The sequence below is a fragment of the Cronobacter turicensis genome (assembly GCF_041222865.1).
Taxonomy (GTDB): Bacteria; Pseudomonadota; Gammaproteobacteria; order Enterobacterales; family Enterobacteriaceae; genus Cronobacter; species Cronobacter turicensis.
The window spans coordinates 2,058,580-2,083,417 of record NZ_CP165997.1 but is presented as its reverse complement, the minus strand read 5'-3'; the positions used below and the strand labels follow the sequence as shown (position 1 = coordinate 2,083,417).

The following is a 24,838-nucleotide window of genomic DNA, read 5'->3' as shown; positions in this document are numbered from 1 at the left end:
GCTGTTCCTTAACGCCCGAGATAGACGTCGATCACCTGCTCGTTGGCCTGAACGTCCGCCAGCGACCCTTCCGCCAGCACCTGGCCCTGATGCAGCACCGTCACTTTGTCGGCGATGGTTTCCACAAAGCCCATATCGTGTTCCACCACCATCAGAGAATGTTTGCCCGCCAGCGCGCGAAACAGCTCGGCGGCATAGTCGGTTTCCGCGTCGGTCATGCCCGCCGCAGGCTCGTCGAGCAGCAGCAGATGCGGCTCCTGCATCAGCAGCATGCCGATTTCCAGAAACTGCTTCTGGCCGTGTGAGAGCGCCCCGGCCAGACGCTGGCGCTCAGCCCCTAAGCGCAGCGTCGCCAACATCGCGTCGATGCGGTCCGTCTGCTCGCTGTTCAGCCGCGCGCGCAGCGTCCCGCGCACCGTTTTATCGCCCTTTTGCGCCAGCTCCAGATTCTCAAACACCGTCAGCGCCTCAAACACCGTCGGCTTCTGGAACTTGCGCCCGATGCCGCGCCGGGCGATCTCTACCGGATCAAGACGCGTCAGATCCGTTTGCTGATCGTAAATCGCCCGCCCGCTCTGAGGCCGGGTTTTGCCGGTGATGACATCCATCAGCGTGGTTTTGCCCGCGCCATTGGGGCCGATAATGCAGCGCAGTTCGCCGACGCCGGTCGAGAGCGTCAGATTGGTGAGCGCCTGAAAACCGTCGAAACTGACGTTGATTTTCTCCAGTTGCAGCACCGGATCGGTCTGCGCGCGAAAGCGGTCGGTCTCATACTGCCGGGTATAGAGCGTATCCGTAGCGTGCATTATTTCTCTCCTCTGCGCAGAAGCCCCGCCACGCCGCGCGGCAAAAACAGGGTGATGAGGATAAATATCAGCCCTAAAAAGAGTTGCCAGTACTCCGGCATCACCACCGTAAAGAGACTTTTAGCCCCGTTGACCAGCAGCGCCCCGAACACCGGCCCCACCAGCGTGCCGCGTCCGCCAAGCGCCACCCAGATGGCGGCTTCGATGGAGTTGGTCGGCGACATTTCGCCGGGGTTAATGATGCCGACCTGCGGCACATAGAGCGCGCCGGCAAGGCCGCACATCACGGCGGAAATCGTCCAGACCAGCAGCTTGAAGCCGCGCGGATCGTAGCCGCAGAACATCAGTCGGCTTTCGGCGTCGCGCACCGCCGTCAGCACCCGGCCAAACTTGCTGCGCGCGAGCCACAGTCCGACCGCCAGGCAGGCCAGCAGCAAGGCGAGCGTGGCGATAAAGAGCGCGATGCGCGTGCCGGCCGCGGTGAGTGAAAACCCAAGCAGCGTGGTAAAGCCGGTAAAACCGTTGTTGCCGCCAAAGCCGGTTTCATTGCGAAAAAAGAGCAACATCCCGGCGAAGGTCAGCGCCTGGGTAATGATGGAGAAATAGACGCCCTTGATTTTCGAGCGGAACGCAAAGAAACCGAAGACAAGCGCCAGCAGCCCCGGCACCAGCACCACCAGCAGCAGCGCCCAGAGAAAATTCGACGTGCCCCACCAGTACCACGGCAGCTCGCTCCAGGAGAGAAACGACATAAACGCGGGCAGCCCGTCGCCTGCCGCCTGGCGCATCAGGTACATGCCCATCGCGTAGCCGCCGAGCGCGAAGAAAATCCCGTGGCCGAGCGACAGCAGCCCGGCGTAGCCCCAGACCAGATCCAGCGCCACGGCGACAATCGCGTAGCAGAGGATTTTGCCCATCAGCGTCAGCGTCCAGGTCGAGACCGCAAGCGGGTGGCTTGCGGGTAAGAGCGTGAGAAACGGCAGCGCGAAGAGCGCCGCCAGCGCCAGCCCGCCTGCGATAACGCTCAGGCGCGGCGCTTTTTGAACCAGCGTTAAGGCGATCGGCTGCGTCATTCCACGGCCCTCCCTTTGAGTGCGAACAACCCCTGCGGGCGTTTCTGGATAAACAGGATAACCATCACCAGGATGGCGATTTTGCCGAGCACCGCGCCGACCTGCGGTTCGAGGATTTTATTGAAAATACCCAGACCGAACGCCGCCGCCACGCTGCCCGCCAGCTGACCAACGCCGCCCAGCACCACCACTAAAAAGGAATCGATGATGTAACCCTGGCCGAGCTCCGGCCCGACATTGCCAAGCTGGGAGAGCGCCACGCCGCCGAGGCCCGCGATACCGGAGCCGAGTCCGAAGGCCAGCATATCGACGCGTCCGGTCGGTACGCCGCAGCAGGCCGCCATCGCGCGGTTCTGCGTGACCGCGCGCACGTTCATCCCAAGCCGGGTTTTAGTGAGCGCAAGCCAGGTGAAAAACAGCACCAGCAGCACAAAGCCCATCACCACCAGACGGTTCCACGGCAGGATCAGGTTTGGCAGCACCTGGATGCCGCCGGAGAGCCAGGCCGGGTTCGCCACCTCGACGTTTTGCGCGCCGAACGTCATGCGCACCAGCTGGATAAGCATCAGACTGATCCCCCAGGTGGCGAGCAGCGTCTCCAGCGGGCGGCCATACAAATGGCGAATAATGGCGCGCTCAAGCGCCATCCCCGCGCAGGCCGTGACCATAAACGCCACCGGCAGCGCCAGCACCGGATAGAACGCCAGCCACTGCGGCGCGAAGGCCGCCAGCGCGTTCTGCACGCACCAGGTGGCGTAAGCGCCAAGCATCAGCATTTCGCCGTGGGCCATATTAATGACGCCGAGCAGGCCGTAGGTAATCGCCAGCCCCAGCGCGGCCAGCAGCAGAATCGAGCCGAGCGACAGCCCCATAAACGCCTGGCCGAGCAGCTCGCCCACCTTCAGGCGGCTGTCAATGGCGTGAACGCTGGCGGTGGCGGCCTCACGCACGCGGGCGTCAGGCTCGCTGGCGGCGTCGGTAAAAGGCTGAAGCCGCGCGCGGGTTTGCGGCTCGCCGGATTCGCCAAGCCGCGTGACCGCTTTCAGGCGCACGGCGGAATCAGGGCTTGTCAGCTGAAGCGTGGCGAGCGCAGTGGAGAGCGCCTCGCGCACGGTGGCTTCTTTTTCGTCCGCCAGGCGCTGGGTCAGTAACGGCGCCATGTGCGGGTCGCCGTCGCGCTGTAAAGACCGGGCGGCATCAAGGCGTTCCGTGACGTTGTCACTCACCAGACGATGGGTAGCCAGCGCCGCGGCGGCCAGATTGCGCAGGCGGTTGGTCAGCCGCAGCGGTTTCACCGCCCCTTCCGGCGTGGCGGCGCTCCCGAGCGCGGTCAGGCCATCAGGGCGCTGTGCGAACGGATGCTTTTGCGTATCGACGACCAGATTTTCCTGACCGAGCGCCACCAGCAACGGCAGACGCGCGGCATCCGGCGACGCGGCCCAGGTTTGCAGCAGCGTCGCCTGTTGGCTGCGGCTGGCGGCCGCGAAGTCGTCGGCGTCACCGGCGCGCGCGAGCCACGGCGCCAGCAAGGCGGCGATCATCAGCCAGCGGAATAATGTCATGGGTATCTCCTTTGCAACCGTTATGCCTCGGTGGTGTCGGGCGGCATTTATGGCGGGTGCGCTTCGCTTACCCGCCCGACAAAACACAGGCTTTCCTGTAGGGCGGGTAAGCTTGCGCACCCGCCAGTTCAACCGCGTAACCTGAACCATGCCTGGCTCAACGCCCGTTAATGACTGGCGGTTTTCACTGGCGTATCGGCTTTTTTATCGTTACCGGCGATATACGGGCTCCACGGCTGCGCGCGCACCGGTGCTTCGGTCTGCCACACCACGTTGAACTGGCCGTTGCCTTCAATTTCGCCAATCATCACGGGTTTATGCAGATGGTGGTTGGTGTTGTCCATTGTCAGCGTAAAGCCGGACGGCGCCTTAAACGATTGCCCTGCCATCGCCGCGCGCACTTTATCGACATCCGTCGTGCCCGCCTTCTCTACCGCCTGCGCCCACATATGAATGCCGACATAGGTGGCTTCCATCGGATCGTTAGTGACCACCGTACCGGCGTTCGGCAACTTGTGCGCTTTGGCGTAAGCGCGGTAATCCGCGACGAATTTTTTGTTCTCGGGGTTATCGACCGACTCGAAGTAGTTCCATGCGGCCAGATTGCCCACCAGCGGTTTGGCATCGATACCGCGCAGTTCCTCTTCGCCCACCGAAAACGCCACCACCGGAACGTCGGTCGCCTTCAGCCCCTGGTTCGCCAGCTCTTTATAGAACGGGACGTTGGAATCGCCGTTAATGGTGGAAACGACGGCCGTTTTACCGCCTGCGGAGAATTTCTTGATATTGGCGACAATGGTCTGGTAGTCGCTGTAGCCAAACGGGGTGTAGACCTCTTCGATATCTTTGTCCTGAACGCCTTTAGAATGCAGGAACGCGCGCAGGATTTTGTTGGTGGTGCGCGGATAGACATAATCGGTGCCGAGCAGGAAGAAGCGTTTCGCGCCGCCGCCATCTTCGCTCATCAGATATTCCACTGCCGGGATCGCCTGCTGATTGGGCGCGGCGCCCGTATAGAAGACGTTCGGCGACATCTCTTCGCCTTCGTACTGCACCGGGTAGAAGAGCAGCCCGTTGAGTTCTTCAAAGACCGGCAGTACGGATTTGCGCGAGACCGACGTCCAGCAGCCAAAAACGGCGGCGACCTTATCCTGGCTCAGCAACTGGCGGGCTTTCTCGGCGAACAGCGGCCAGTTGGAGGCCGGATCGACCACCACAGGCTCCAGCTTTTTACCGAGAACGCCGCCTTTGGCGTTGATCTCATCAATGGTCATCAGCGCCACGTCTTTGAGCGGCGTTTCGGAAATCGCCATCGTGCCGGAGAGCGAGTGCATGATGCCCACTTTGATAGTGTCGGCGGCCTGGGCGCTGAAGGCGAACCCCATGCTGATGACCGAGGCGGAAAGGGCGAAAGCTTTTAACAGAGTACGACGATGCATAAGGGTGACTCCTGATAATGGATGCTGTGTGTACGGTTAATCTGGCGTTCCACGCCGCGCCTGTTGCAGGGCGTGAAGCGTAATCTTGCGAACCTCTTTCTGGCTTTGGGCAATATGGTCGTGCAGTCGGGTCCGGGCCTCCTTCAGGTTGCGTTCAAAAATGGCGAGCAGGATCTGGCCATGCTCGGCGTAAGTCGCGCTGATGCGTGACGCCTGGGTGAAATCCATGCGGCGCACAATGCGGATTTTTTCCGTGACCTCGCGATGCACGCGCGCCATCTCCGGGTTGCCCGCGGTGCCGACGAGCGTCATGTGAAACGCCTCATCGTGCGGCGCGACATCGCCGCCCTGGGCAAGCGGCGGCGACGCTATCCAGAATTCGCGCAGCTCGCACAGCGGCAGCGGCGTGACGTGCGCCGGCAAGGCGCAGAGCCGTGCGACGGCTTCCGTTTCCAGCACAATGCGCAGATCGTAGAGCGCCTCCAGGTGGTCGAAGTCGATCTGCCGCACCTGCCAGCCGCTGCGTGGCTGGACATCGAGATAGCCTTCCTGTTCAAGCCGGTGCAGCGCCTGGCGCACCGGCGTGCGGCTCGCGCCCATGCGCGCGGCGACGTCGTTTTCGCTGAAGCGATCGCCGGGCAGCAGCCGGAAATCGAAGATCTCCTGTTTCATCAGCCGATAGATGCGATCGCCCTGCGCCTCCGGGGGCGCCGCGCGGTGTCGGGCGGTGAATGGCATAGCGCCTCCTGTGTTCCCTGTGTCTGGCGAGTGCGCGTTGCTTACCCGCCGCCTGTCATAACAAGTAAGCCCGCTCAACCCAGCCACAAAAGGGCATCGCCGGGCGCGACAGGCCGCCCCTGCTGACAACGAATGCGCGCCACCACGCCATCCACCGGCGCATGCACCATCAGCTCCATCTTCATCGCCTCCACCACGATCAACGGCTCGCCCTGCTTCACCCGCTGGCCCGGCTCAACCAGGATCTTCCAGATGTTGCCGTTGAGATCGGCGCTGACCAGCCGCCCCTCGCTTTCTGTCTCGTCTTCAGCGTCAGCCTCATACGCGTCGGCCTCCGGCTCCTGGGTGTGCCAGTGCGCCACTTCGGCGTTGAACGCGGCCTGCTGACGCGCGCGGAACGCGCAGATATCCTGCTCGTTGTCCGCTAAAAAGGCGCGATACGCCGCAAAATCAAACTCGCTCTCTTCAATGCGGACAGACGCGCGGCCCTCGCGGAAGGCGTCGCGGAAATCGTTCAGCTCCGCTTCGCTCACCGGGTAGAAGCGCACCTGATCGAAGAACTTCAGCAGCCACGGCTCCTCGCCGAACTGCGGGTTTTTGAGGAATTTGTTCCAGATGGGCAGCGTGCGCCCCACCAGCTGGTAGCCGCCGGGCGAATCCATGCCGTAGATGCACATATACATCCCGCCGATGCCGACGGTGCCTTCGGCCGTCCAGGTACGCGCGGGGTTATATTTCGAACTGAGCAGGCGATGGCGCGGATCGACCGGCACCGCGCACGGCGCGCCGAGATAGACATCCCCCAGCCCGAGGATCAGGTAGCTCGCGTCAAATACGATGTTTTTCACCTCGTCGCGGTGCGACAGCCCGTTCGCGCGGCAGATAAAATCGACGTTATTCGGCAGCCACGGCGCCTGGGCGCGCACGGTTTGCTGATACCGCTCCACCGCGCCAAGCGTTGCGCTGTCTTCAAACGCCATCGGCAGCCAGACGACTCGCGAGGGATCTTCAGCGATTCCACATCGCCGAGCTGCTTCTCAAGGTTCATCAGCAGCGTCAGCAAGGGCCGCTGCCCGAGGCGCTGGCTGTCGTAACGCACCTGCAACGACCGCACGCCGGGCGAAAGCTCCTCGATGCCCGCGACGCCGCTCTCGCGGAGAGCGTTCATCAGCAGATGCACCCGCAGGCGCAGCGCCAGATCCAGTACGTTGTCGCCATATTCAATGAGAATGTAGCTGTCGCCCGCCTGCCGCCAGACCACGGCGGGCAGCCCGTTTTGCGCTGGCGACTGCGCGAGGATCGCCGCACTCCCGGTCGCGCCTGGCAGCAGCGACGGCGTCTCGTCCAGGCGAGCGCTGACCGCGCGCAGATGGTTGCACGCCACTTCCTGGGCGAGCTCCAGCGACTGCGCATGTTCGATGCTAATCGGATGAAAACGGATGCGGTCGCCGGGCTTCACCTGGCCGACTTTCCACAGCTCCGCGCGGGCAATGGTGACCGGGCAGACAAACCCGCCGAGGCTCGGCCCGTCGCGGGTGAGGATCACCGGGAAATCGCCGGTAAAGTTAATCGCCCCGATGGCGTATTCGCAGTCGTGAACATTAGACGGATGCAGGCCCGCCTCGCCGCCGTCGGCGCGGCTCCATTCCGGTTTCGGGCCCACCAGCCGCACACCGAGACGGTTGGAGTTGTAATGCACCTGCCATTCGGCGGCGAAGAACGCATCCATCGACTCGGGAGTGAAGAAATCGGGCGCGCCGTGCGGGCCGTAAAGCACGCCGATATCCCACACCTCGCCATAGCGCGGGATAAGCCCCGGCTCCGGCGTCTGAGGCGGCGAGATGGGCGCAGGCGTGGCGCAGGCGGCGAGCGCCGGGCGTGATATCGCCAGCACGTCGCCGGGGCGCAGCGTGCGTCCGGCATGGCCGCCAAACTGCCCGAGCGCGAAGGTGGAACGGCTGCCGAGATATTGCGGCACGTCAATACCGTTACGCACCGCCAGATAACCGCGACAGCCTGTGCGGGCGCGGCCCAGCGTCAGCGTCTGTCCGCCGCGGGCGGTGACCGGCTGCCAGCAGGCGACCGGCTCGCCATCAAGTTCCGCGTCGCAGTCCGCGCCGGTGAGCGCGAAGATGGCGTCGCTGTGAAAGCGCAGCGTCGGTCCCTGGAGCGTGAACTCAAGCCCGGCGGCCTCCGGCGCGTTACCCACGATACGGTTGGCCAGCCGGAAGGCGTAATCGTCCATCGGCCCGGATGGCGGCACGCCGATATCCCAGTAGCCCAGACGGCCCGGATAATCCTGCACGCTGCTCCAGGTGCCCGGCTCCAGGACTTCGATGGCGTGGGCGCGGTAGCTCACCTCATCCAGCAGACGCGTCCACATGGTGGCGTTTTCAAACGCCTCCAGCCGGATAATCTGGCGCAGATAATCGAGATTGGTGGCGATGCCGTGCAGCCGCGTGGCGTCGAGCGCCAGGCGCAGTTTCGCCAGCGCCTGCGGGCGGTTGTCGCCGTGAACGATGATTTTGGCGATCATCGGATCGTAAAACGCGCTCACCTCCGCGCCGGTACTGACCCAGCCGTCCACCCGCACGTCATCAGGAAAGTACACATCGGTAAGCTGCCCCGGCGACGGCTGGAAGTGTTTCAGCGGATCTTCGGCATAGAGGCGCACTTCAATGGCGGCCCCCTGCGGGGTCTGCGCCAGCCGCGCCCTGTCCAGCGGTTCGCCCGCGGCGATATTTATCATGCATTCAATCAGATCCAGCCCCGTCACGGCCTCGGTCACCGGGTGCTCCACCTGCAAACGGGTGTTGACCTCCAGAAACCAGAAGCGATCGCTCCCGGCGTCATAGATAAACTCCACGGTGCCGGCGCTGCGGTAATTGACCGATTCCCCAAGCGCCGCCGCGGCGGCGTGCAGCGCTTCGCGGGTCGCCTGCGGCAGCCCCGGCGCAGGCGTCTCTTCCACCACTTTCTGGTTGCGGCGCTGGAGCGAACAGTCGCGCTCGCCGAGCGCCGCCACGTAGCCTTCGCCATCGCCGAGAATCTGAACTTCCAGATGACGGGCGCGGCTGATGAACTTCTCGATAAATACGCCGTCGTCGCTGAAAAACTGCTGGCCCTGGCGCCTTACGCTCTCCCAGGCCTGCGCCAGCGAAGGCGCGTCGTCGCAGCGCGTCAGCCCGATGCCGCCGCCGCCCGCCGTGGTTTTCAGCATCACCGGGTAGCCAATGTCTGCGGCCGCCTGGGTTGCTTCCTCAAGCGAGCGCAACAGCCCGCTGCCTGGCGTCATCGGCACGCCCGCCTGTGCCGCGAGCGCGCGGGCGCGGTGCTTGAGACCAAAATCGCCAATCTGCTGCGGCGTCGGGCCGATAAACACCAGGCCCGCGGCTTCGCACGCCGCGGCGAATTCAGCGCGCTCGGAAAGAAAGCCGTAGCCGGGGAAGATAGCCTGCGCCCCGCTCGCTTTCGCCGCTGCGAGAATTTTATCGACGTTAAGGTAGGTGTCGCGCGCCGCGTCGCCGTCGAGCGCAATGGCGATATCGGCGTCGAGCACGTGTTGCGCGTTACGATCCGGTGCGGAATAAACCGCGACGCTGGCGATGCCCATTTTCTTCAGGGTACGAATGGCGCGACAGGCGATCTCGCCACGGTTAGCGATAAGCACTTTGCTGAACATGGTTTTCTCCTCAGGCGCTCTGGTGGCGGGCAAGCCAGGCTTTCCAGCCGCCCCATTCGGTGATGTCCGTGGCGCTCGCAAGCGCCTGCGGTTCGCAGATAAAGCCTTTTACGGCGCGGCCGTCGGCAAGCGTCAGCGTGCCGATACCGAGCGGCGCCGGGATCTCCGCGACAAACTCACCAAAGCGTGCCAGCGGGATATCCCACAGCTCCACCGCGATGGGCTGCCCGGTGCTGGCGCGCGCCAGCCCCGGCTTTGGCGGCGTGGTGTTGGCGAGCGCATAGAGGCGATAGTCCGCCGCCGTGGTGGTTTCTTCGATAAACACGGCGTTGCGGGTCGTAAGCTGATGATTGAGCGGCATGCCGCGCAGGTGGGCACCGACGACTGCGAGGCGCACATGGTGCGGCGACGGCGCAAACGGTTCGACCACAGGCAGCGCTTTAGCGGTCGCGCCGAGCGGCAGCGGCACCGCCTGCTGCCAGCGCGCGCCGAAGTGCGCCAGCGCGGCGTCATGCCAGGCGGGCGCGATAAGCGTGATGCCAGCCGGCAGGCCATCGGCGCGGAAATCGCCGGGCAGCGCCAGCGCGCAGAGATCGGCCAGGTTGGTGAAATTGGTGTAGTAGCCGAAGTGCGAGTTGTAGCGTACCGGCTCCGCGTTCATTTCCCTGAGTGTATGAATGGTCGGCGAGGTCGGGACGACCAGCGCCTCTACGGCCTCCAGCACCTGCGCAATCTGTCGGGCGAGCGCGGCGCGGGTATATTCCGCCTGCCAGGCGTCGCAGGCTGTATATTTCAGGCCGCCCTCCACGATGCCGCGTACGGTCGGGTCCATCGCCTCCGGCGGCTGGCTGAGCATCTCGCCCACCGCCACGGTGCGCTCCGCCACCCACGCGCCCTGATAGAGCTGCTCCGCAAGCTGGCGAAACGGCGTGAAATCGACCGGCACCAGCGTGACGCCGAGCGCTTCCAGGCGGGTCAGGCTCTGGCGGTATGCCGCCTCGCTGTGGGTGTCGCCATAAAATTCAGGCGCATCGGGCACCGCAAAGCGCGGTTGTGCAGGCAGACGCGCGGGCGCGCTGCGCGGGTTAGCGCGCGAGTAGGCATCGGCGGCGTCATAACCGCCCGCAAGGCTTGCCACCTGAAAGGCATCGGCGGCGCTTAGCGCGAAGATGGAGACGCAGTCGTTCAGGCGGCACGCGGGCACCACGCCGCGATTCGACAGCCAGCCTTTGGTGGGTTTGAGGCCGACAATGTTATTGAAACCGGCCGGGACGCGCCCGGAGCCTGCGGTGTCGGTGCCGAGCGCGAAAGCGACCAGCCCGCGCGCCACGGTTGAGGCCGAACCGGCGCTGGAGCCACCGCTGACATACGCCGGGTTAAAGGTATTGGGCACCGCGCCGTACGGCGACCGGGTGCCGACCAGCCCTGTCGCGAACTGATCCAGATTGGTTTTACCCAGCACGATGGCGCCTGCGGCTTTGAGTTTCGCCACCACGGTGGCGTCCTCCTGAGCGGTATACGCAAACGCCGGGCACGCGGCCGTGGTGGGCAAACCGGCAACATCGATATTGTCTTTCACCGCAAACGGCACGCCGAAGAGTGGAAAATCCGCAAGGCTTTTGCCCGCTTTTATGGCCGCCAGCAATGGCGCAATTTGGGCTTCAAGATGCGCCGGGCTGGCGCGGGTGATCCATGCCGGATCGTTATTCTCTTCATCAGTAAAAGCCGTGGAATAAATTTCCGTAATGCGCGTCGGATCGTCCTGATATTCCCTGCGCCACTCAGCAAGCGTCAGAGGCGTAAACAGCGGTGAACTCGGTGACATAACTGGCATCCCATCTGGTATACAAGATGAGAGTTATTTAGCAAAGGGAGTGCCAGTTTTTAAAATTACTTATATTTCAACTTATTGTGAATTTTTTATTGAATATAGAGGGGGAGTTTAATTAACAGGACAGGGTTTTCAATAATAACCACGATCGCGATGGTGCAACGGTGCGTCATAAATGTGCAATGAGGGGGGAAATAATTAAAGATGATGATGAATCAGCGCAGGAATCATTTTTTGCGATGATTAAGGGAATTGTGTGTCAGCGGCGCGCATTATAAAGGGTGGGTGCGCTGCGCTTACCCACCCTACGGTGAGGACGGCTTTTTGTAGGGCGGGTAAGCGCGCCCGCCATAGGATGAGGGTGAATTTTTGTAGGGCGGGTAAGCGACGCGCACCCGCCGTTTACATCAAAAGCCCCGTCTTACCACACTTCGCTGGCAACCTTCGTCACCAGGCGCACTTTTTCCCACTGCTCGGCTGGCGTAATGCTGTTGCCTTCTTCGGTCGAGGCGAAACCGCACTGCGGGCTTAAGCAGATCTGGCTGATATCGACATATTTCGCCGCCTCTTCCAGCCGCGTTTTAATCAGTTCCGGGTTCTCCAGCTCGCCATTTTTGGTGGTGATAAGCCCCAGCACCACCTGCTGTTTGCCCGGACGGATAAAGCGCAGCGGCGCGAAATCGCCGGAACGGTCGTTATCATATTCCAGGAAAAACGCATCGATGTTGACGGTGCCGAACAGCACTTCGGCCACCGGCTCATAGCCGCCTTCGGCTATCCAGCTGGAGCGGAAATTACCGCGGCAGACATGCAGCCCGATGGTTAAATCCTCCGGCTTGCCTGCCAGCGCCTGGTTCAGCACGCGGGCATAAATGCGCGCCAGCTCGTCCGGATCGTCGCCGCGCTCACGGATTTGACGACGCTGCTCGTCAGAGCACAGGTACGCCCAGACGGTATCATCCAGTTGCAGGTAGCGGCAGCCTGCGTCGTAAAAGGCACGGATGGCGTCGCGCCAGGTCGTGGCGAGATCGTCGAAATAGTCATTCAGATCCGGGTAGACGTTACGGTCGATGGCCGCCGCGCCGCCGCGAAAATGCAGCACGCTCGGGCTCGGGATGGTCATTTTCGGCTCGGCATTGCCGCTGACGCTTTTCAGGAAGCGGAAATCCTCAAGCATCGGGTGGTCGCCAAACGCCACTTTGCCGGTCACGCGCACGCTCTGCGCTTTGGTCTGAATACCGTTGAACTGAATCCCCTGATTCACTTCCACCAGCTCCACGCCCTGCAGCGCGCCAAAGAAATCGAGATGCCACCAGGCGCGGCGGAATTCGCCGTCGGTCACCACATGCAGGCCGCAGGCGCACTGCTGCTCGACCGCATGGCGAATGGCGTCATTTTCGATGTTGCGCAGATGCGCGGCATCTATCTCCCCTGCCGCAAACTGCTGGCGGGCCTGCTTAATGGCATCCGGGCGTAAAAAGCTGCCGACGATATCGGCGCGAAACGGGGCATGTTGACGCTGCATGGTGTTCTCCTCGTAGCCTGCCGCGATGGTCACGTCAGGTGATAGTTCAAAACTTGAATATTTGGCCGTCTGGATGGCTATATGTCCAGAGAGTCGCACGTCGCCCTGCCTCTGGCAAACGAGGAAATTTCATGGGTGATGAAAAAAATTCATGCAGGAATAAAAAATCCCCACCGGAGTGGGGAAAACGAAAGGCACAAACAAGGGTTATTTTTTCTCAGACGCGGTATTGCTGTCTACAACGCCAGGGATGTCTTTGATGTCGCCTTTGAACTGCCCCTTCAGGGCATCGACGCCGCTTTGCGGCTTCGCGAGTTTCTCAAGATCGGCGCGCGAGCGGCGGATCTCTTCAGTATTCACGCCCAGCTTTTTATCCCGCTCGGACACCAGCTCCGGCTTCGCCTCTCCGTCGCGGTTAAACGACCAGGCGAGCATCGGCTGGCCGAGCGGCAGCGCGTCGCCTTTATCGCCCGGTCCGCCGGTATGCCAGACGTGCCAGGTTTTGCCATAGCTGTTCATTTTATCCTGCATCAGGCGGTGCTCCACCGGCGCCGGAATACCCGGTGCGATAAGCTGCCCGCTGAGGATTTCGCCATTGTGTGGATGCCAGTACTGTTTTTCCTGCGCCGGCAGTTCATTAAAGAGTTTTTCGGAGATGATATATTCTACACCATTCATCCTGGCGTCTTTAGTATTACCATCAAATAAGACACACTGGGCGAAATCCTGATTAACCTGATGGCAATAATGATGCGCTTCCATCTGTTTTTCCGGGATCTCTTTCATCGGATGAAAGCCTACCAGATATATATCAAATCCTTTTAACGGGGCGTTGCTCTGCAATACCGCTGAGCCGGTTTCCAGTAAATTGGTCGTCGTGCTTTTATCAGCACCCGGCGGCGTATCTTTTTCTGCCTGCGCTAAAAAGGCGACAGAAAGAAGCGGCAGCAACGTTATTTTTAATGCGCGTTGTAATTTCATAAGGTAATTAAATAAATAAGAGGTATTTACGTCATGCGCAACAACCTCCGGTATGGGCAGTAACCCATACCGGAGAGACGTTATGTCGGGCGCATGCGGCCCGCCGGTCCGTCAGGAAGACGAACGGCTGCTGCTTTTGCCGCCTTTACGGCCAGCTTCTGCTGCGCGCTCGCGGTCATTTTTAAAATTCCCGCCGCTGTTCTGACCGCCTTTACGACCGGCTTCAGAAGCGCGTTCACGATCCTCAGCAAAATTACCTGAACCACCACGATGTTGAGCCATAATATTCTCCTCGGATAAGCAGAGATAATTTAAACCGCGTCCTCACAGTGCGAACGCAGAAGTAACTATAGGCAGGCCTCCCCGTTTCGCAAGTCACATTAGCCGCCAGCAAGTATTTTGCCGTTACGTTCTGTACGATATATCCCGTGTTGCGCTTTTATCTCCTGAATAGCAAAGGAATTTCTGCTCCAGCGCCTTCGCTTAATAAGAAAAATCTTAAAAGAAAGCGTTAATTATTTCAGTGCCGCTGTCAGGACTATTATTTATCTGCGAAGTGTCGTTCGTTGATTTAATTTCCGCCGAGGAGTGATTAATGAAACAGAAATGGTACTGCTGCCCCACCATGAAGTTAAAAGACCGGTTTATGGTGCTCATTATGGGACAGGATGTGTTTCTGCTGTTCCGTAAAGGCGGTTCGCTGAGAAAATCCCGCGACTGGCTGGCACGTGAAAAGGCCAATTTTATTCCTTTAGGGTAAGACGCTGCGTTTTTCTTGTTGCAGACGAAAGCGCTATCTCGTTTAATACGTAGCGCTTTTGTTAACCCCTTGTGAGTATCATGATTGTTCGTCCCCCACAGCACTGGTTTGCCCGACTTTTTGTCTGGCATGGCTCCGTATTAGCCAAAATCTCTACGCGTCTACTCCTTAATTTCCTGCTTTCAGTGACGGTAATTTTCTTCTTACCGTGGTATGAGGCGCTGGGAATAAAACTCACCACCGCGCCATTCAGTATTCTCGGCGTGGCGATTGCGATTTTTCTCGGCTTTCGTAATAGCACCTGTTTCGCGCGTTTTAATGAGGCGCGCCAGATATGGGGCCAGTTGGTTATCCACTGTCGCTCGCTGCTGCGCACCGCCCGCACCCTGATGCCTGATAATGCCCAGGAGCTGCACCATCTGGTGAATTTAGAAGTGGCGTTCTGCCACTGCCTGCGCCTGACGCTGCGCCGCAAAAAGCTCGATAACGTGCTTGACCGCTATCTCACCCGCAGCGAAATGGCGCGCGTGATGCACAGTAATTCGCCCTGTAATACGATTTTACTTATTATGGGCGAATGGCTCGCCGCGCGGCGCAACGGACTTTCCGATATTCTGTTCCAGACGCTCGATCAGCATATTAACCAGCTTTCGGCAGTACTGGCGGGCTGTGAACGCATCGCCAATACCCCGCCGCCTTTCGCGTATTCCCTGATGCTGCACCGCACGGTTTATTGCTTCTGCATTATGTTGCCTTTCGCGCTGGTGACCGACCTGCATTTTATGACGCCGTTTGTTTCGGTATTTATTTCATACACGTTTATTGCGCTGGATACGCTGGCGGAGGAGCTGGAAGATCCGTTTGGCACCGAAGATAACGATCTGCCGCTGGACGCGCTTTGTAATAATATTGAAATAGACTTGCGTGAAATGAATGACGAGCCGCAGAAGCCGGTGAAATTATTGCCGAACCGGCATTATCAGCTCACCTAATGAATATTCATATTCACTACGAATAATGAATAATGCGCAGTAAATGATTAGCAGGGTAGACGAAGTATGTTAGCGTAGACCCTGTTCTCTTCTTCCTTTCGTTTCTTCTGCTGAAAGGGCCACTCCTCTCCTGTTTTGTATAGCAGCTGGCATTTAAGGATTCGCCATGTCTCATTTCACGATCGAAATGCTCTCCGATCAGTGCGGAGTTAGCATGCCTAACTTACGCGCGTGGCAGCGGTCAGGATTACTGCAGCCCATGCGCGACGACAGCGGCCGACGCTATTTTGACTACAGCCATCTGATGCGCATTCACGCCATCCTGAAATGGCTCGATCGCGGCCTGCCGCTGGATGAAGTCGCCCGCATCCTGAAGGGTGAAAAAAGCGCGCTGGTGAGCCAGTGGGAAGTGTGGCAGGAACAACTGCTCGCAACGCTTGAGAAAACCAGCATGGAGAAAGGCCGCGCCCTCTTGCGTAAAATGGGCCGCGAACTGCCCGCCGCGATGCTGCTGGATAACGTCGTGCAGCCGCTACGCCTGTGGCTGAACCACGGCCACACCAGCGCGCAGCTGACCCGCCGCGCGCGCTTCGACACGCTGATTATTGAGTACGCCACCTTTCTGATGCAGCCGCTGCGCAAGCGTCCGGCGTGCGGGCTGGTGGTGATGGCGATGAACAGTCACGATCCGCTGAACGTCTGGCTGGAGGCGATTCGCTTCTCCGGCGAAGGGTTTCGCATTGATGTGATGCATCAGCCGGTGCCGCTGCCCGATCTCACGCAGTTCGCCGCCGATCACTATCTGGTCTACAGCGATGTGCCGCTGACCCCCGCCCAGCTTGCGCTCTGGCAGCAGTGGCAGCTTGACGGTATGCCGCTGTTCAGCGCCGGCGCCGGTTTCGCGGCCGCGCCTGAACTGCCGGATGCGGCTAATCTTCCTGACGAGCCGCTCCGCGAAGAAGCGCGCTGAGCGCATCTGTCGCATAACGGTTATCGGACTGTCGTCTTAACGTCACACATGAAGGTCTTTCATAAAGGATGGTGTGACTCAGGGCGGGAGTGGCGATGCCGGGTGCCGCGGATCTGTTTATCTGTATGCCGGGAATTGTATTGCTGGCGGGATTTCTTGCCGCGTATTGCAGCAACAAATGGGATGACTGAACGTCAGACAAAAAAATACCGCCAGAAGAGTCTGACGGTAAGGCTTGCATGGATTGTTATTGTCCTGCGCTCAACAACACGCTTATTTCTGCATCATGCCACGCGCAGGTTCAACGTCACCTAAACGTGGGCTTATTCGCTTAACCCACGGTTTTTCAGCATCGGCTCAATGCGCGGGGCATGACCGCGCCACGCGAGCCACAACGCTTCGAGATCGCTGCTGTTGCCGCGGGAAAGAATCGCCTCGCGAAAGCGCGCGCCGTTTTGCGCCGTTAACCCGCCCTGCTCCACAAACCACTGATAGCCGTCGTCGGCAAGCATCTGCGTCCAGAGATAGGCGTAATAGCCCGCCGCATAGCCGCCGCCAAAAATATGGGCGAAATAACTGCTTCTGTAGCGCGGCGGTACGGCCCGCAGCGCGATGTTCTCCTGCGCCAGCGCCGCAGCCTCAAACGCGGACACCTCCTCTGGCGACGATTGCGGCGTCAGGCTGTGCCAGTGCTGATCAAGCAGCGCGGCGGCCAGCAGTTCGGTCATGTCGTAGCCTTTGTTAAAGCGCGCCGCGCGGAAGAGTTTTTCACGAAGCGCGTCCGGCATCGGCTCGCCGGTCTGATAATGTCGGGCAAAGTTCGCGAACACATCCGGATGGCTCGCCCAGTGTTCGTTGATTTGCGACGGGAACTCCACGAAATCGCGCGGCGTGTTGGTGCCGGAGAGCGTGGCGTAGCGCTGGCTGGCAAAGAGACCGTGCAGCGTATGGCCAAACTCATGGAACAGCGTGATAACGTCATCCCAGGAGATCAGCGCAGGCTGACCGGCGGCGGGCTTCAGGTAGTTACAGACGTTGTAAATGACCGGCCTGTGGCCCGCGAGCGTCGACTGGTCAACAAAATTCCCCATCCAGGCGCCGCCGCTTTTGCTGTCGCGCGCGAAGAAATCGCCGTAAAACAGCGCCAGCCCGCGACCGTCCTGGTCGAAAATCTCCCAGACGCGGACATCCGGGTGGTAGACCGGGATATCGGTACGCGCCTGAAAACTGAGGCCGAACAGCGTGCTGGCGGCGTGGAAGACGCCGTGGACGAGCACATTGTCGAGTTCGAAATACGGTTTGATCTGCGCGTCGTCGAGCGCGTATTTTTCGCGCCGCACCTGTTCGGCATAAAACGCCCAGTCCCAGGCCTCGGCCTGAAAACCGCCGTTCTGGCGGTCAATCACCTGCTGAATATCCGCAAGCTCCCGATTCGCGCGCGCCGTCGCCGCCGGCACGATATCGCGCATAAAGCGCAGCGCCGCCTCCGGCGTTTTGGCCATTTGATCGGCGATAGTCCAGGAGGCGAAATCCTTAAAGCCGAGCAGCGCCGCCTGCTGCGCGCGTAACTGCGCAAGACGCAACACCAGCGCGCGGGTATCGTTGGCGTCGCCTTTTTCGGTGCGATGCCAGCCCGCCTTAAAGAGCGCCTCGCGCGTTTCGCGATCCTCAAGCGCCTGGAGCGCAGGCTGCTGCGTGGTGTTGAGCAGCGCGATAAGCCAGCGTCCTTCTTGTCCTTTTTCCCGCGCGGCCTGCGCGGCGGCGGCGATTTCCGCCTCGCTCAGCCCGGCCAGCGCCTCGCGGGACGATACCAGCAGCCCGCCCGCTTTATCCGCCGCCAGCAGACGCTGGTTAAACTGGCTGGTAAGCTGCGCGGCTTCGCGGTTAAGCGCCTTAAGCTGCGCTTTTTGCTCCGCGCCGAGCGTCGCGCCCGCGAGCATAAATTGCTGCCAGACAACCTCCACCAGCCGCCGCGATTCATCATCCAGCCCGAGCGCGTCGCGCTGTTCATACACGGTATTGAGCCGCGCGAACAGCGTATCGTTGAAGTGAATATCATCGGCAAGCGCCGCCAGCTCCGTAGAAAATTCCTCATCCAGCGTTTGCAGATAATCATTGGTGTGCGCTGACGTCATCGCGAAAAAGACGTGGGTGACGCGCGTGAGCATCGCCCCGCTGCGCTCCAGCGCCAGATACGTGTTTTCAAACGTCGGCGCGGCGGGGTCGGCGGCGATCGCCTCCACCTCTTCGCGCTTCTGGCGCACCGCCTCATCAAAGGCCGGGCGATAGTCGTTATCGGTTATCGCGTCGAACGGCGGCGCCTCGTAAGGCAGCGTACTGGCTGAAGAAAAAGGGGTGGTTACCGACATGAGGATCTCCGCAAAGGCGTGATGGTAAAAACACAGCTTATGCACCCTCGCCGCAAACGGCAATGCTTTAACGCCGCCAGGTATCAGGAAGTGATATTCCACAGGGCGCGTCGGGCGTGCTAAGGTAACAGCTCTGAAAAAGCCTTGAGGAACAGCGAGATGATTATTCTGGTTACCGGTGCGACGGCAGGTTTTGGCGAGGCCATTACCCGTCGTTTTGTGAAGAACGGTCATAAAGTCATCGCGACAGGCCGCCGCCAGGCGCGTCTCGACGCGCTAAAGGATGAGCTTGGCGAGAGCGTGCTGACGCTGCAACTGGACGTGCGCAACCGCGCGGCGATTGAAGAAGCCATCAGCAGCCTGCCGCTGGAGTGGCGCGATATCGACGTGCTGGTCAATAACGCCGGGCTGGCGCTGGGCATGGAGCCTGCGCATAAAGCGAGCGTCGAGGACTGGGAGAATATGATAGACACCAATAATAAAGGTCTGGTGTATATGACCCGCGCGGTGCTGCCCGGCATGGTCGAGCGTAACCGCGGCCACGTGATTAACATCGGCTCCACGGCGGGCAGCTGGCCTTACGCGGGCGGCAACGTGTACGGCGCGACCAAAGCGTTTGTGCGTCAGTTCAGCCTGAACCTGCGCACCGATCTACACGGCACCGCGGTCCGCGTGACGGATATCGAGCCGGGCCTGGTCGGCGGCACCGAATTTTCTAACGTGCGTTTTAAAGGCGACGACGATAAAGCCGGTAAAACTTACGCAAATACGACCGCGCTCTCGCCGGACGATGTGACCGAAGCGGTCTGGTGGGTGGCGACGCTCCCGGCGCACGTCAATATCAACACCGTGGAGATGATGCCGGTCAGCCAGAGCTTCGCCGGGCTTAGCGTACATCGGCAGTAATTCCCTTATGCCCGCTGCCTGCCCATGCTGGGCGGGGTGGGCAATTAATGTTAAATTGCCGCAGTTACCCGCAAATTAAGACAATAGAATGGCCGCTGAAACTCCGCTCAACCCGACCCAGCCGGTGAGTCAACAGATTTACCGCATCCTGCGCCGCGATATCGTGCACTGTTTGATCCCGCCGGGCACGCCGCTTTCTGAAAAGGAAGTCTCGGTGCGTTTTGACGTGTCGCGCCAGCCGGTGCGTGAGGCGTTTATCAAGCTGGCGGAGAACGGGTTGATTCAGATCCGCCCGCAGCGCGGCAGTTTTGTGAATAAGATTTCGCTGCGCCAGGTGCGCAATGGCTGTTTTGTGCGCCAGGCCATTGAGCGCGCCGTCGTGCAGCGCGCCGCCACGATGGTGACCGATGCCGATCTCTACCAGCTTGAGCAAAACCTTAACCAGCAGCGCACGGCCATCGATCGCAAACAGCTGAGCGATTTTTTTCAGCTCGACGACGAGTTTCACTACCGCCTGACGCAGGTCGCCGACTGCCAGCTCGCCTGGGACACCGTGGAGAACATCAAAGCGACCATTGACCGGGTGCGCTATATGAGCCTCGATCACGTCTCCCCGCCGGAAATGCTGCTGCGCCAGCATAACGATATTTTTCACGCGCTGGAGCGCCGCGACCCGCAGGCGGCCGACGACACCATGCGCCTGCATTTGCAGGAGATCAGCGAATCGGTATTGCTGATCCGCCAGGAAAACCGCGAGTGGTTTACTGAAGAGTAACCGCGCGGCGCGATTAAACAACTCAGGATGGACAGGTGATGCGCGCATTACTGCTCGTGGGCTGTGCCCTTTTCTCTTCGCCGCTGCTGGCTGACTGCCTTCAGAGCGAAGCGAACGCCGCGGCCGCCGCGGATTTTACGTGGTCGGCGAGTACCGTCACCGCTACGCCCCGCGCGCATTTTTACTCCGCGCCGTCACCGGAATGCCGCCTTGGGGCTTTTCTGGTGCCGGGCGATGCCGTACAGGTTTATCGCCTTTCCCGTAGCGACGCCCCGGACGCCGATGAAAAGGTGCGCCCGTTCGCCTGGGTGAGCTATCGCGACAATCAGGGCCGCGTGGCGACCGGGTGGATCGAAACCGCCGCGCTTAACGCGCAGCCCGACGCGCTCAAGCCTGAAGGCGCTTGCGCCGCTCGTCTGCGTGAGCTGGACGATGCGCAGGACACGCCGGAAACCGCGAACCGCTACGAAGTCACCGGCAGCGGCCGTCATTTCTTTTACACCGCGCCCGACGCGCAGTGCCGCAGCCAGCAGGTGTTTCTGGTGGCGGGCGATACGGTGAGCGTGAGCCGCACGCGGCCGGGCTTCAGCGAGGCGACGTGGTACGGCAACGACGGGCGCATCGTGAAAGGCTGGCTGGAATCGGCGGCGCTTCACGCCACCGGCGCGGGCGAGACGTGGCGTGAGGATATCAGCGCCAGCCCACTTGCCAGGGTGACCCGCACCGTCTCGTTGCAGCTTAATCCCCACGGCCAGTGCATTTTTTATGAGAACGCGCAGGACGGCGGAATTTTCCGTTTGCTGGTGCGCGAAAATCATACCCGCGAAGACTGCCGTGGAGGCGCAGACCCTGAAGTGGCGCCTGTCGTGGCGACTATTGATATCGATATCGCGAGCGGAAAGATTGTGCGTAACGCGCCCGCAGGCGAGTAGTAGCGGGCAGTGACATTCATCACACAATTGCCTCGTTTTTGATCGAGATTAACATTTTTCCGGTAGTGATTTTTAAAATGGGGCTCGTCTGGATCTTTCCCAACTATTCAGAGGAGATAACACCATGATGACCTACGATCGCAACCGTAATTCCATTACCACCGGCAGCCGCGTGATGATTAGCACCACCGGGCAGACCGGCGTAATTAAAGCGATTCACGGCGACGGCATGACGCCGGAGCAGATCCGCCGTGGCCGCACCGTTGAGGTGGAAGGTTGCGAAGGGAAATTCGAGCCGATCGAGTTGATTCGTCTGGGCCTGCATTAATCGTCCGGCGGGCGGGGTTGATATTGTGAGATGGCGGGTGCGCTGCGCTTACCCGCCCTGTGAATGATAAATGTGATGGGGTTATGTAGGGTGGGTAAGCGCAGCGCACCCGCCACATTTAAAAACCCACCCTCAGAATCAACCCACTCGCGCTGTCAACACCCTGCTTTCACATACTGCGCCACGGTCGCTCTGGCGCCGTTCTCCCGCAAAAGCTTATACGCCTCGGTCACCTGCGCGACAAATTCTGTCCGCGTCGCCAGATCCTCGCCAAAAATCGCGCGAATGCTGAGCAGCGCTTTCACCCGCGCGTCACCGTCTTCGCTTGTGCGTACCGCCTCCTGAATAACATTCAGCAGCGGATCGCACACCTCAATCGCATTGCCCTGCTCATCAACGCCACTCACGTAGCGCATCCAGCCCGCCACGCCGAGCGTCAACAGCGGGGCCGCGCTGCCGTGCGCCTGATGCCAGCGCAGAGAATCCAGCCAGCGCTGCGGCAGTTTCTGGCTCCCGTCCATCGCGATTTGCCAGGTGCGGTGACGCAGCGCCGGGTTGCTGTAGCGCTCAATCAGCAGATCCGCGTAACGCGCCAGATCAACACCCTGCACGCCGAGCGTCGGGGCTTGCTCGTTAAGCATCAGCGCATGCGCGGCATGGCGGTAATTCGCATCTTCCATGCAGTCGTTGATGTGCTGATACCCCGCCAGATAGCCGAGATACGCCAGGAACGAGTGGCTGCCGTTAAGCATACGTAGCTTCATCTCTTCGAACGGCACCACATCACGCACCAGCTGCGCGCCCGCCTTTTCCCACGCCGGGCGGCCCGCGACAAAATTATCCTCAATTACCCACTGACGGAACGGCTCGCAGGCGACACCCGCCGGGTCGCGCACGCCGGTCAGCTGCTCGATTTTATCGAGCATTTCCGGCGTCACCGCCGGCACGATACGGTCCACCATGGTGGACGGGAACGTCACGTTCTCCTCGATCCACGTCGCCAGGCTGGCGTCCAGCGCGCGGGCGAACGCCATCACGACGTTGCGCGCCACATGCCCGTTTTCCGGCATATTATCGCAGGACATCACGCTGAAGCCCGCAAGCCCTGCGGCTTTACGGCGCGCCAGCGCCTCCACAATCACCCCAACGGCAGAGGATGGCGCTTTGGGGTGCGCGAGATCGGCGGCGATCAGCGGATTATCCAGCACCAGCTCACCGGTGGCGGGCGAATGGCAGTAGCCTTTTTCGGTGATGGTCAGCGAAACAATCGCCACCTGCGGCTCGCACAGCGCGGCAAAGACGGCCTCAAGACCATCCACCTGCGCATGCAGCGCGTTTTTCACTACGCCCACCACGCGGGCGCGCCAGGCGTCGGCGGACATTTCCGCCACGGTGTAGAGATTATCCTGACGGCGGATATCGGCGATCTGCTGCTCGCCGCCGATAAGGTTGACTTCGCAGTAGCCCCAGTCGCTGCCGTGTTCAGCCGCCAGGATATCGGCGTAGACCGCCTGATGGGCGCGATGGAAGGCACCAAAACCGAGATGAACAATACGCGGCACCAGCGCGGTGCGGTCGTAAGTAGGGAGCAAAGCATGTGCTGTAAGGAGTGGTGTGGTCATAGCGGTGGCTCGTTTTGTAAATGAAACAGTGGTTCAACAGATTACGTGTCGCGTCGCGCAGGACGTTGATCCTGAACAGGCTCTGCCGACTACCTTGACTAGAATGGTAACAGGATGTTTCTGTTCTGCGCCCACCGGGCGGTGAGCGCAGAGAGAAAAGATGCGTGGCCTCAGACGTAGTGTCCTGCCCGCACGTTACGGGGAGCCGCGGGTTCGGCGGCGTCTTCCAGCTGGTTAAGATCGCGGTCGCACACCTCTGGCATCAGCCAGGCGCAGGCCAGACCAATCAGCGAGTAGATAACGATCATCACCACAATCGGCAACCAGCTACCGGTCATGTTGCACAGCACGCCGGCAATGAGCGGCCCGAAGCCCACCGCCACCAGTCCACCCGCCTCTTTGGAGATCGCCATGCGGGTGAAGCGGTTACGCGAACCAAACATCTCCGCCATGGTGATATTTTCCAGCGCGAACAGCCCAAGCACCGCGAAGTTATGTATCACGATAATCGACAGCATGATGGCGCCAGGGGCGTAGCTTTTATCGACGATAATCGCCAGCATCGGCCAGGCGAGAATAATCGCCGAGACGTTAAGCAGAATATAAGGGATGCGTCGTCCAAACTTATCCGACAGCCAGCCGAGCAGCGGAATGGTGATAAACCCAATAGCGGAGCTGATCATCAGCGCGTCGGTCGGGATCGCCTTATCAAACAGCAGGGTCTGCACCAGATAACCGGCAAGGAAGGTCTGAATCAGCCCGGAGTTACCCGCCTGACCAAAGCGCAGGCCGGTTGCCAGCCAGAACGATTTGCTTTTGAACATCGCACCCAGCGAGGCGTCCTGCGGATTCGCCTGGGCGGGTGCCTGGTCGCCTTCGCTCACGGCTTCAAATACCGGGCTCTCTTTCAGGTTCATCCTCAGCCAGATGGCGAAGATCATCACCACGACGCTGGCGAGGAACGGTACGCGCCAGCCCCACGCCACCAGCTCTTCACGGTCGAGGAGGAAGAACATCAGCGCCCAGATGGCAGTGGCGCTCAGGGTACCGCAGTTGGTGCCCATCGCCACCAGCGAGGAGATGATACCGCGCCGACCTTTCGGGGCGTACTCAGCAAGCATAGTGCCCGCGCCGGAGATCTCCGCCCCTGCGCCCAGCCCCTGGATAACACGCAGCGTTACCAGCAGTACCGGCGCGAAAATGCCGATCTGCGCATAGGTCGGCAGCACGCCAATCAGTGTGGTGCAGATGCCCATCATAGTGATGGTGATAAACAGCACCCGCTTACGCCCGATGCGGTCACCCATTCTGCCGAAAATAAACGCCCCGACGATGCGGGCGATGTAGCCCGCGCCGTAGGTGCCCATCGCCAGGATCAGCGCCATCGCGGCCGACTGTTCCGGGAAGAAGATCTCATGAAACACCAGCGCGGCACCCAGCGAATAGAGCTGGAAATCCATAAATTCGAGTGCGGTGCCCAGCCAGCCGGATACCGCAGCTTTAACCAGGTCTGAAGTCGATCGTTCAGCTTTTACGTGCGTCATAGT

At 60.6% G+C, this 24,838-nt stretch carries 20 protein-coding genes and 1 pseudogene; 8 read left to right on the top strand and 13 right to left on the bottom strand.

All coding sequences use genetic code 11. The features are described from left to right. Positions 1–8: 8 nt before the first annotated feature. The 10 genes and pseudogenes from urtD to AB8W27_RS09940 all read right to left on the bottom strand — a co-directional run bounded on the left by urtD (position 9) and on the right by AB8W27_RS09940 (position 13,919). Positions 9–806, bottom strand: a complete 798-nt coding sequence (gene urtD, locus AB8W27_RS09985; protein WP_041923565.1) for an urea ABC transporter ATP-binding protein UrtD — start codon at positions 804–806, stop codon at positions 9–11. Then, positions 806–1,879, bottom strand: a complete 1,074-nt coding sequence (gene urtC, locus AB8W27_RS09980; protein ID WP_015741306.1) for an urea ABC transporter permease subunit UrtC — start codon at positions 1,877–1,879, stop codon at positions 806–808. Before urtC ends, urtD begins: the two co-directional genes overlap by 1 nt. Beyond that, complete coding sequence (urtB, locus tag AB8W27_RS09975) at positions 1,876–3,441, bottom strand: urea ABC transporter permease subunit UrtB (protein WP_041923566.1); 1,566 nt, start codon at positions 3,439–3,441, stop codon at positions 1,876–1,878. The genes urtC and urtB overlap by 4 nt, the downstream gene beginning before the upstream one ends. Before the next feature lie 167 nt (positions 3,442–3,608). After that, positions 3,609–4,880, bottom strand: coding sequence for an urea ABC transporter substrate-binding protein (gene urtA / locus AB8W27_RS09970; RefSeq protein ID WP_015741308.1), 1,272 nt, complete (start codon positions 4,878–4,880; stop codon positions 3,609–3,611). A gap of 36 nt (positions 4,881–4,916) precedes the next feature. Beyond that, positions 4,917–5,618 carry a GntR family transcriptional regulator gene (locus AB8W27_RS09965; RefSeq protein WP_041923567.1) on the bottom strand — a complete coding sequence of 234 codons (702 nt, stop codon included), beginning with the start codon at positions 5,616–5,618 and terminating at the stop codon, positions 4,917–4,919. A 74-nt stretch (positions 5,619–5,692) separates the two neighbouring features. Then, a pseudogene (uca, locus tag AB8W27_RS09960) lies at positions 5,693–9,300 on the bottom strand (urea carboxylase). A 10-nt stretch (positions 9,301–9,310) separates the two neighbouring features. Continuing rightward, a complete protein-coding gene (gene atzF, locus AB8W27_RS09955) occupies positions 9,311–11,125 on the bottom strand; it encodes an allophanate hydrolase (protein WP_041923569.1) in 1,815 nt (604 codons plus the stop codon). 427 nt (positions 11,126–11,552) lie between these two features. Beyond that, positions 11,553–12,656, bottom strand: a complete 1,104-nt coding sequence (locus tag AB8W27_RS09950) for a cobalamin-independent methionine synthase II family protein (protein ID WP_015741312.1) — start codon at positions 12,654–12,656, stop codon at positions 11,553–11,555. 207 nt (positions 12,657–12,863) lie between these two features. Further along, on the bottom strand, positions 12,864–13,637 hold the full coding sequence (locus tag AB8W27_RS09945; RefSeq protein ID WP_015741313.1) for an OBAP family protein: 774 nt from the start codon (positions 13,635–13,637) through the stop codon (positions 12,864–12,866). 111 nt (positions 13,638–13,748) lie between these two features. Beyond that, complete coding sequence (locus tag AB8W27_RS09940; RefSeq protein ID WP_004386224.1) at positions 13,749–13,919, bottom strand: general stress protein; 171 nt, start codon at positions 13,917–13,919, stop codon at positions 13,749–13,751. 313 nt (positions 13,920–14,232) lie between these two features. Between AB8W27_RS09940 and AB8W27_RS09935 the strand changes: the two genes are divergently transcribed. The 4 genes from AB8W27_RS09935 (at position 14,233) to mgtS (ending at position 16,550) form a co-directional block, all read left to right on the top strand. Further along, the gene (locus tag AB8W27_RS09935; RefSeq protein ID WP_007671379.1) at positions 14,233–14,397 is read left to right on the top strand and encodes a hypothetical protein; all 165 of its coding nucleotides are present in this window, start codon (positions 14,233–14,235) and stop codon (positions 14,395–14,397) included. A gap of 80 nt (positions 14,398–14,477) precedes the next feature. Then, positions 14,478–15,389: a bestrophin family protein gene (locus AB8W27_RS09930; protein ID WP_015741314.1), complete on the top strand. Its 912-nt coding sequence runs from the start codon at positions 14,478–14,480 to the stop codon at positions 15,387–15,389. Between the two features lie 166 nt (positions 15,390–15,555). Continuing rightward, a complete protein-coding gene (locus AB8W27_RS09925; RefSeq protein WP_041923570.1) occupies positions 15,556–16,359 on the top strand; it encodes a MerR family transcriptional regulator in 804 nt (267 codons plus the stop codon). A gap of 95 nt (positions 16,360–16,454) precedes the next feature. After that, positions 16,455–16,550: a protein MgtS gene (mgtS, locus tag AB8W27_RS09920; protein WP_146378559.1), complete on the top strand. Its 96-nt coding sequence runs from the start codon at positions 16,455–16,457 to the stop codon at positions 16,548–16,550. A gap of 132 nt (positions 16,551–16,682) precedes the next feature. On the opposite strand, the gene dcp is transcribed toward mgtS, so the two are convergent. Beyond that, complete coding sequence (dcp, locus tag AB8W27_RS09915; RefSeq protein ID WP_015741316.1) at positions 16,683–18,728, bottom strand: peptidyl-dipeptidase Dcp; 2,046 nt, start codon at positions 18,726–18,728, stop codon at positions 16,683–16,685. A gap of 159 nt (positions 18,729–18,887) precedes the next feature. Here dcp and ydfG point away from each other — a divergent pair, with 159 nt between their 5' ends. From ydfG to ydfZ, 4 genes are all read left to right on the top strand, one after another. Then, positions 18,888–19,634: a bifunctional NADP-dependent 3-hydroxy acid dehydrogenase/3-hydroxypropionate dehydrogenase YdfG gene (ydfG, locus tag AB8W27_RS09910; protein ID WP_015741317.1), complete on the top strand. Its 747-nt coding sequence runs from the start codon at positions 18,888–18,890 to the stop codon at positions 19,632–19,634. 88 nt (positions 19,635–19,722) lie between these two features. Further along, positions 19,723–20,409, top strand: a complete 687-nt coding sequence (locus AB8W27_RS09905) for a GntR family transcriptional regulator (protein WP_007761383.1) — start codon at positions 19,723–19,725, stop codon at positions 20,407–20,409. A 38-nt stretch (positions 20,410–20,447) separates the two neighbouring features. Next, entirely contained in the window at positions 20,448–21,341 is an 894-nt protein-coding gene (locus tag AB8W27_RS09900) for a hypothetical protein (RefSeq protein WP_015741318.1), read from the top strand. A 124-nt stretch (positions 21,342–21,465) separates the two neighbouring features. Continuing rightward, a complete protein-coding gene (gene ydfZ / locus AB8W27_RS09895) occupies positions 21,466–21,669 on the top strand; it encodes a putative selenium delivery protein YdfZ (protein ID WP_015741319.1) in 204 nt (67 codons plus the stop codon). Between the two features lie 155 nt (positions 21,670–21,824). Here the strand turns inward: ydfZ and AB8W27_RS09890 are convergent, their stop codons facing one another. Together AB8W27_RS09890 and AB8W27_RS09885 are read right to left on the bottom strand one after the other, a co-directional pair. Continuing rightward, positions 21,825–23,291: a mannitol dehydrogenase family protein gene (locus tag AB8W27_RS09890; protein WP_041923571.1), complete on the bottom strand. Its 1,467-nt coding sequence runs from the start codon at positions 23,289–23,291 to the stop codon at positions 21,825–21,827. A 170-nt stretch (positions 23,292–23,461) separates the two neighbouring features. After that, positions 23,462–24,835 carry an MFS transporter gene (locus AB8W27_RS09885; protein WP_041923572.1) on the bottom strand — a complete coding sequence of 458 codons (1,374 nt, stop codon included), beginning with the start codon at positions 24,833–24,835 and terminating at the stop codon, positions 23,462–23,464. Positions 24,836–24,838 lie beyond the last annotated feature (3 nt).

Excerpts from the sequence above, each read along its gene's own strand:
- urtA (WP_015741308.1), bottom strand. The coding sequence starts at position 4,880 with ATGCATCGTCGTACTCTGTTAAAAGCTTTCGCCCTTTCCGCCTCGGTC.
- mgtS (WP_146378559.1), top strand. The coding sequence starts at position 16,455 with ATGCCGGGTGCCGCGGATCTGTTTATCTGTATGCCGGGAATTGTATTG.
- AB8W27_RS09905 (WP_007761383.1), top strand. The coding sequence starts at position 19,723 with ATGGCCGCTGAAACTCCGCTCAACCCGACCCAGCCGGTGAGTCAACAG.
- ydfG (WP_015741317.1), top strand. The coding sequence starts at position 18,888 with ATGATTATTCTGGTTACCGGTGCGACGGCAGGTTTTGGCGAGGCCATT.
- dcp (WP_015741316.1), bottom strand. The coding sequence starts at position 18,728 with ATGTCGGTAACCACCCCTTTTTCTTCAGCCAGTACGCTGCCTTACGAG.
- AB8W27_RS09890 (WP_041923571.1), bottom strand. The coding sequence starts at position 23,291 with ATGACCACACCACTCCTTACAGCACATGCTTTGCTCCCTACTTACGAC.
- AB8W27_RS09950 (WP_015741312.1), bottom strand. The coding sequence starts at position 12,656 with ATGCAGCGTCAACATGCCCCGTTTCGCGCCGATATCGTCGGCAGCTTT.
- AB8W27_RS09935 (WP_007671379.1), top strand. The coding sequence starts at position 14,233 with ATGAAACAGAAATGGTACTGCTGCCCCACCATGAAGTTAAAAGACCGG.
- AB8W27_RS09945 (WP_015741313.1), bottom strand. The coding sequence starts at position 13,637 with ATGAAATTACAACGCGCATTAAAAATAACGTTGCTGCCGCTTCTTTCT.
- AB8W27_RS09885 (WP_041923572.1), bottom strand. The coding sequence starts at position 24,835 with ATGACGCACGTAAAAGCTGAACGATCGACTTCAGACCTGGTTAAAGCT.
- AB8W27_RS09965 (WP_041923567.1), bottom strand. The coding sequence starts at position 5,618 with ATGCCATTCACCGCCCGACACCGCGCGGCGCCCCCGGAGGCGCAGGGC.
- ydfZ (WP_015741319.1), top strand. The coding sequence starts at position 21,466 with ATGATGACCTACGATCGCAACCGTAATTCCATTACCACCGGCAGCCGC.
- atzF (WP_041923569.1), bottom strand. The coding sequence starts at position 11,125 with ATGTCACCGAGTTCACCGCTGTTTACGCCTCTGACGCTTGCTGAGTGG.
- AB8W27_RS09925 (WP_041923570.1), top strand. The coding sequence starts at position 15,556 with ATGTCTCATTTCACGATCGAAATGCTCTCCGATCAGTGCGGAGTTAGC.
- AB8W27_RS09900 (WP_015741318.1), top strand. The coding sequence starts at position 20,448 with ATGCGCGCATTACTGCTCGTGGGCTGTGCCCTTTTCTCTTCGCCGCTG.
- urtD (WP_041923565.1), bottom strand. The coding sequence starts at position 806 with ATGCACGCTACGGATACGCTCTATACCCGGCAGTATGAGACCGACCGC.
- urtC (WP_015741306.1), bottom strand. The coding sequence starts at position 1,879 with ATGACGCAGCCGATCGCCTTAACGCTGGTTCAAAAAGCGCCGCGCCTG.
- urtB (WP_041923566.1), bottom strand. The coding sequence starts at position 3,441 with ATGACATTATTCCGCTGGCTGATGATCGCCGCCTTGCTGGCGCCGTGG.
- AB8W27_RS09930 (WP_015741314.1), top strand. The coding sequence starts at position 14,478 with ATGATTGTTCGTCCCCCACAGCACTGGTTTGCCCGACTTTTTGTCTGG.
- AB8W27_RS09940 (WP_004386224.1), bottom strand. The coding sequence starts at position 13,919 with ATGGCTCAACATCGTGGTGGTTCAGGTAATTTTGCTGAGGATCGTGAA.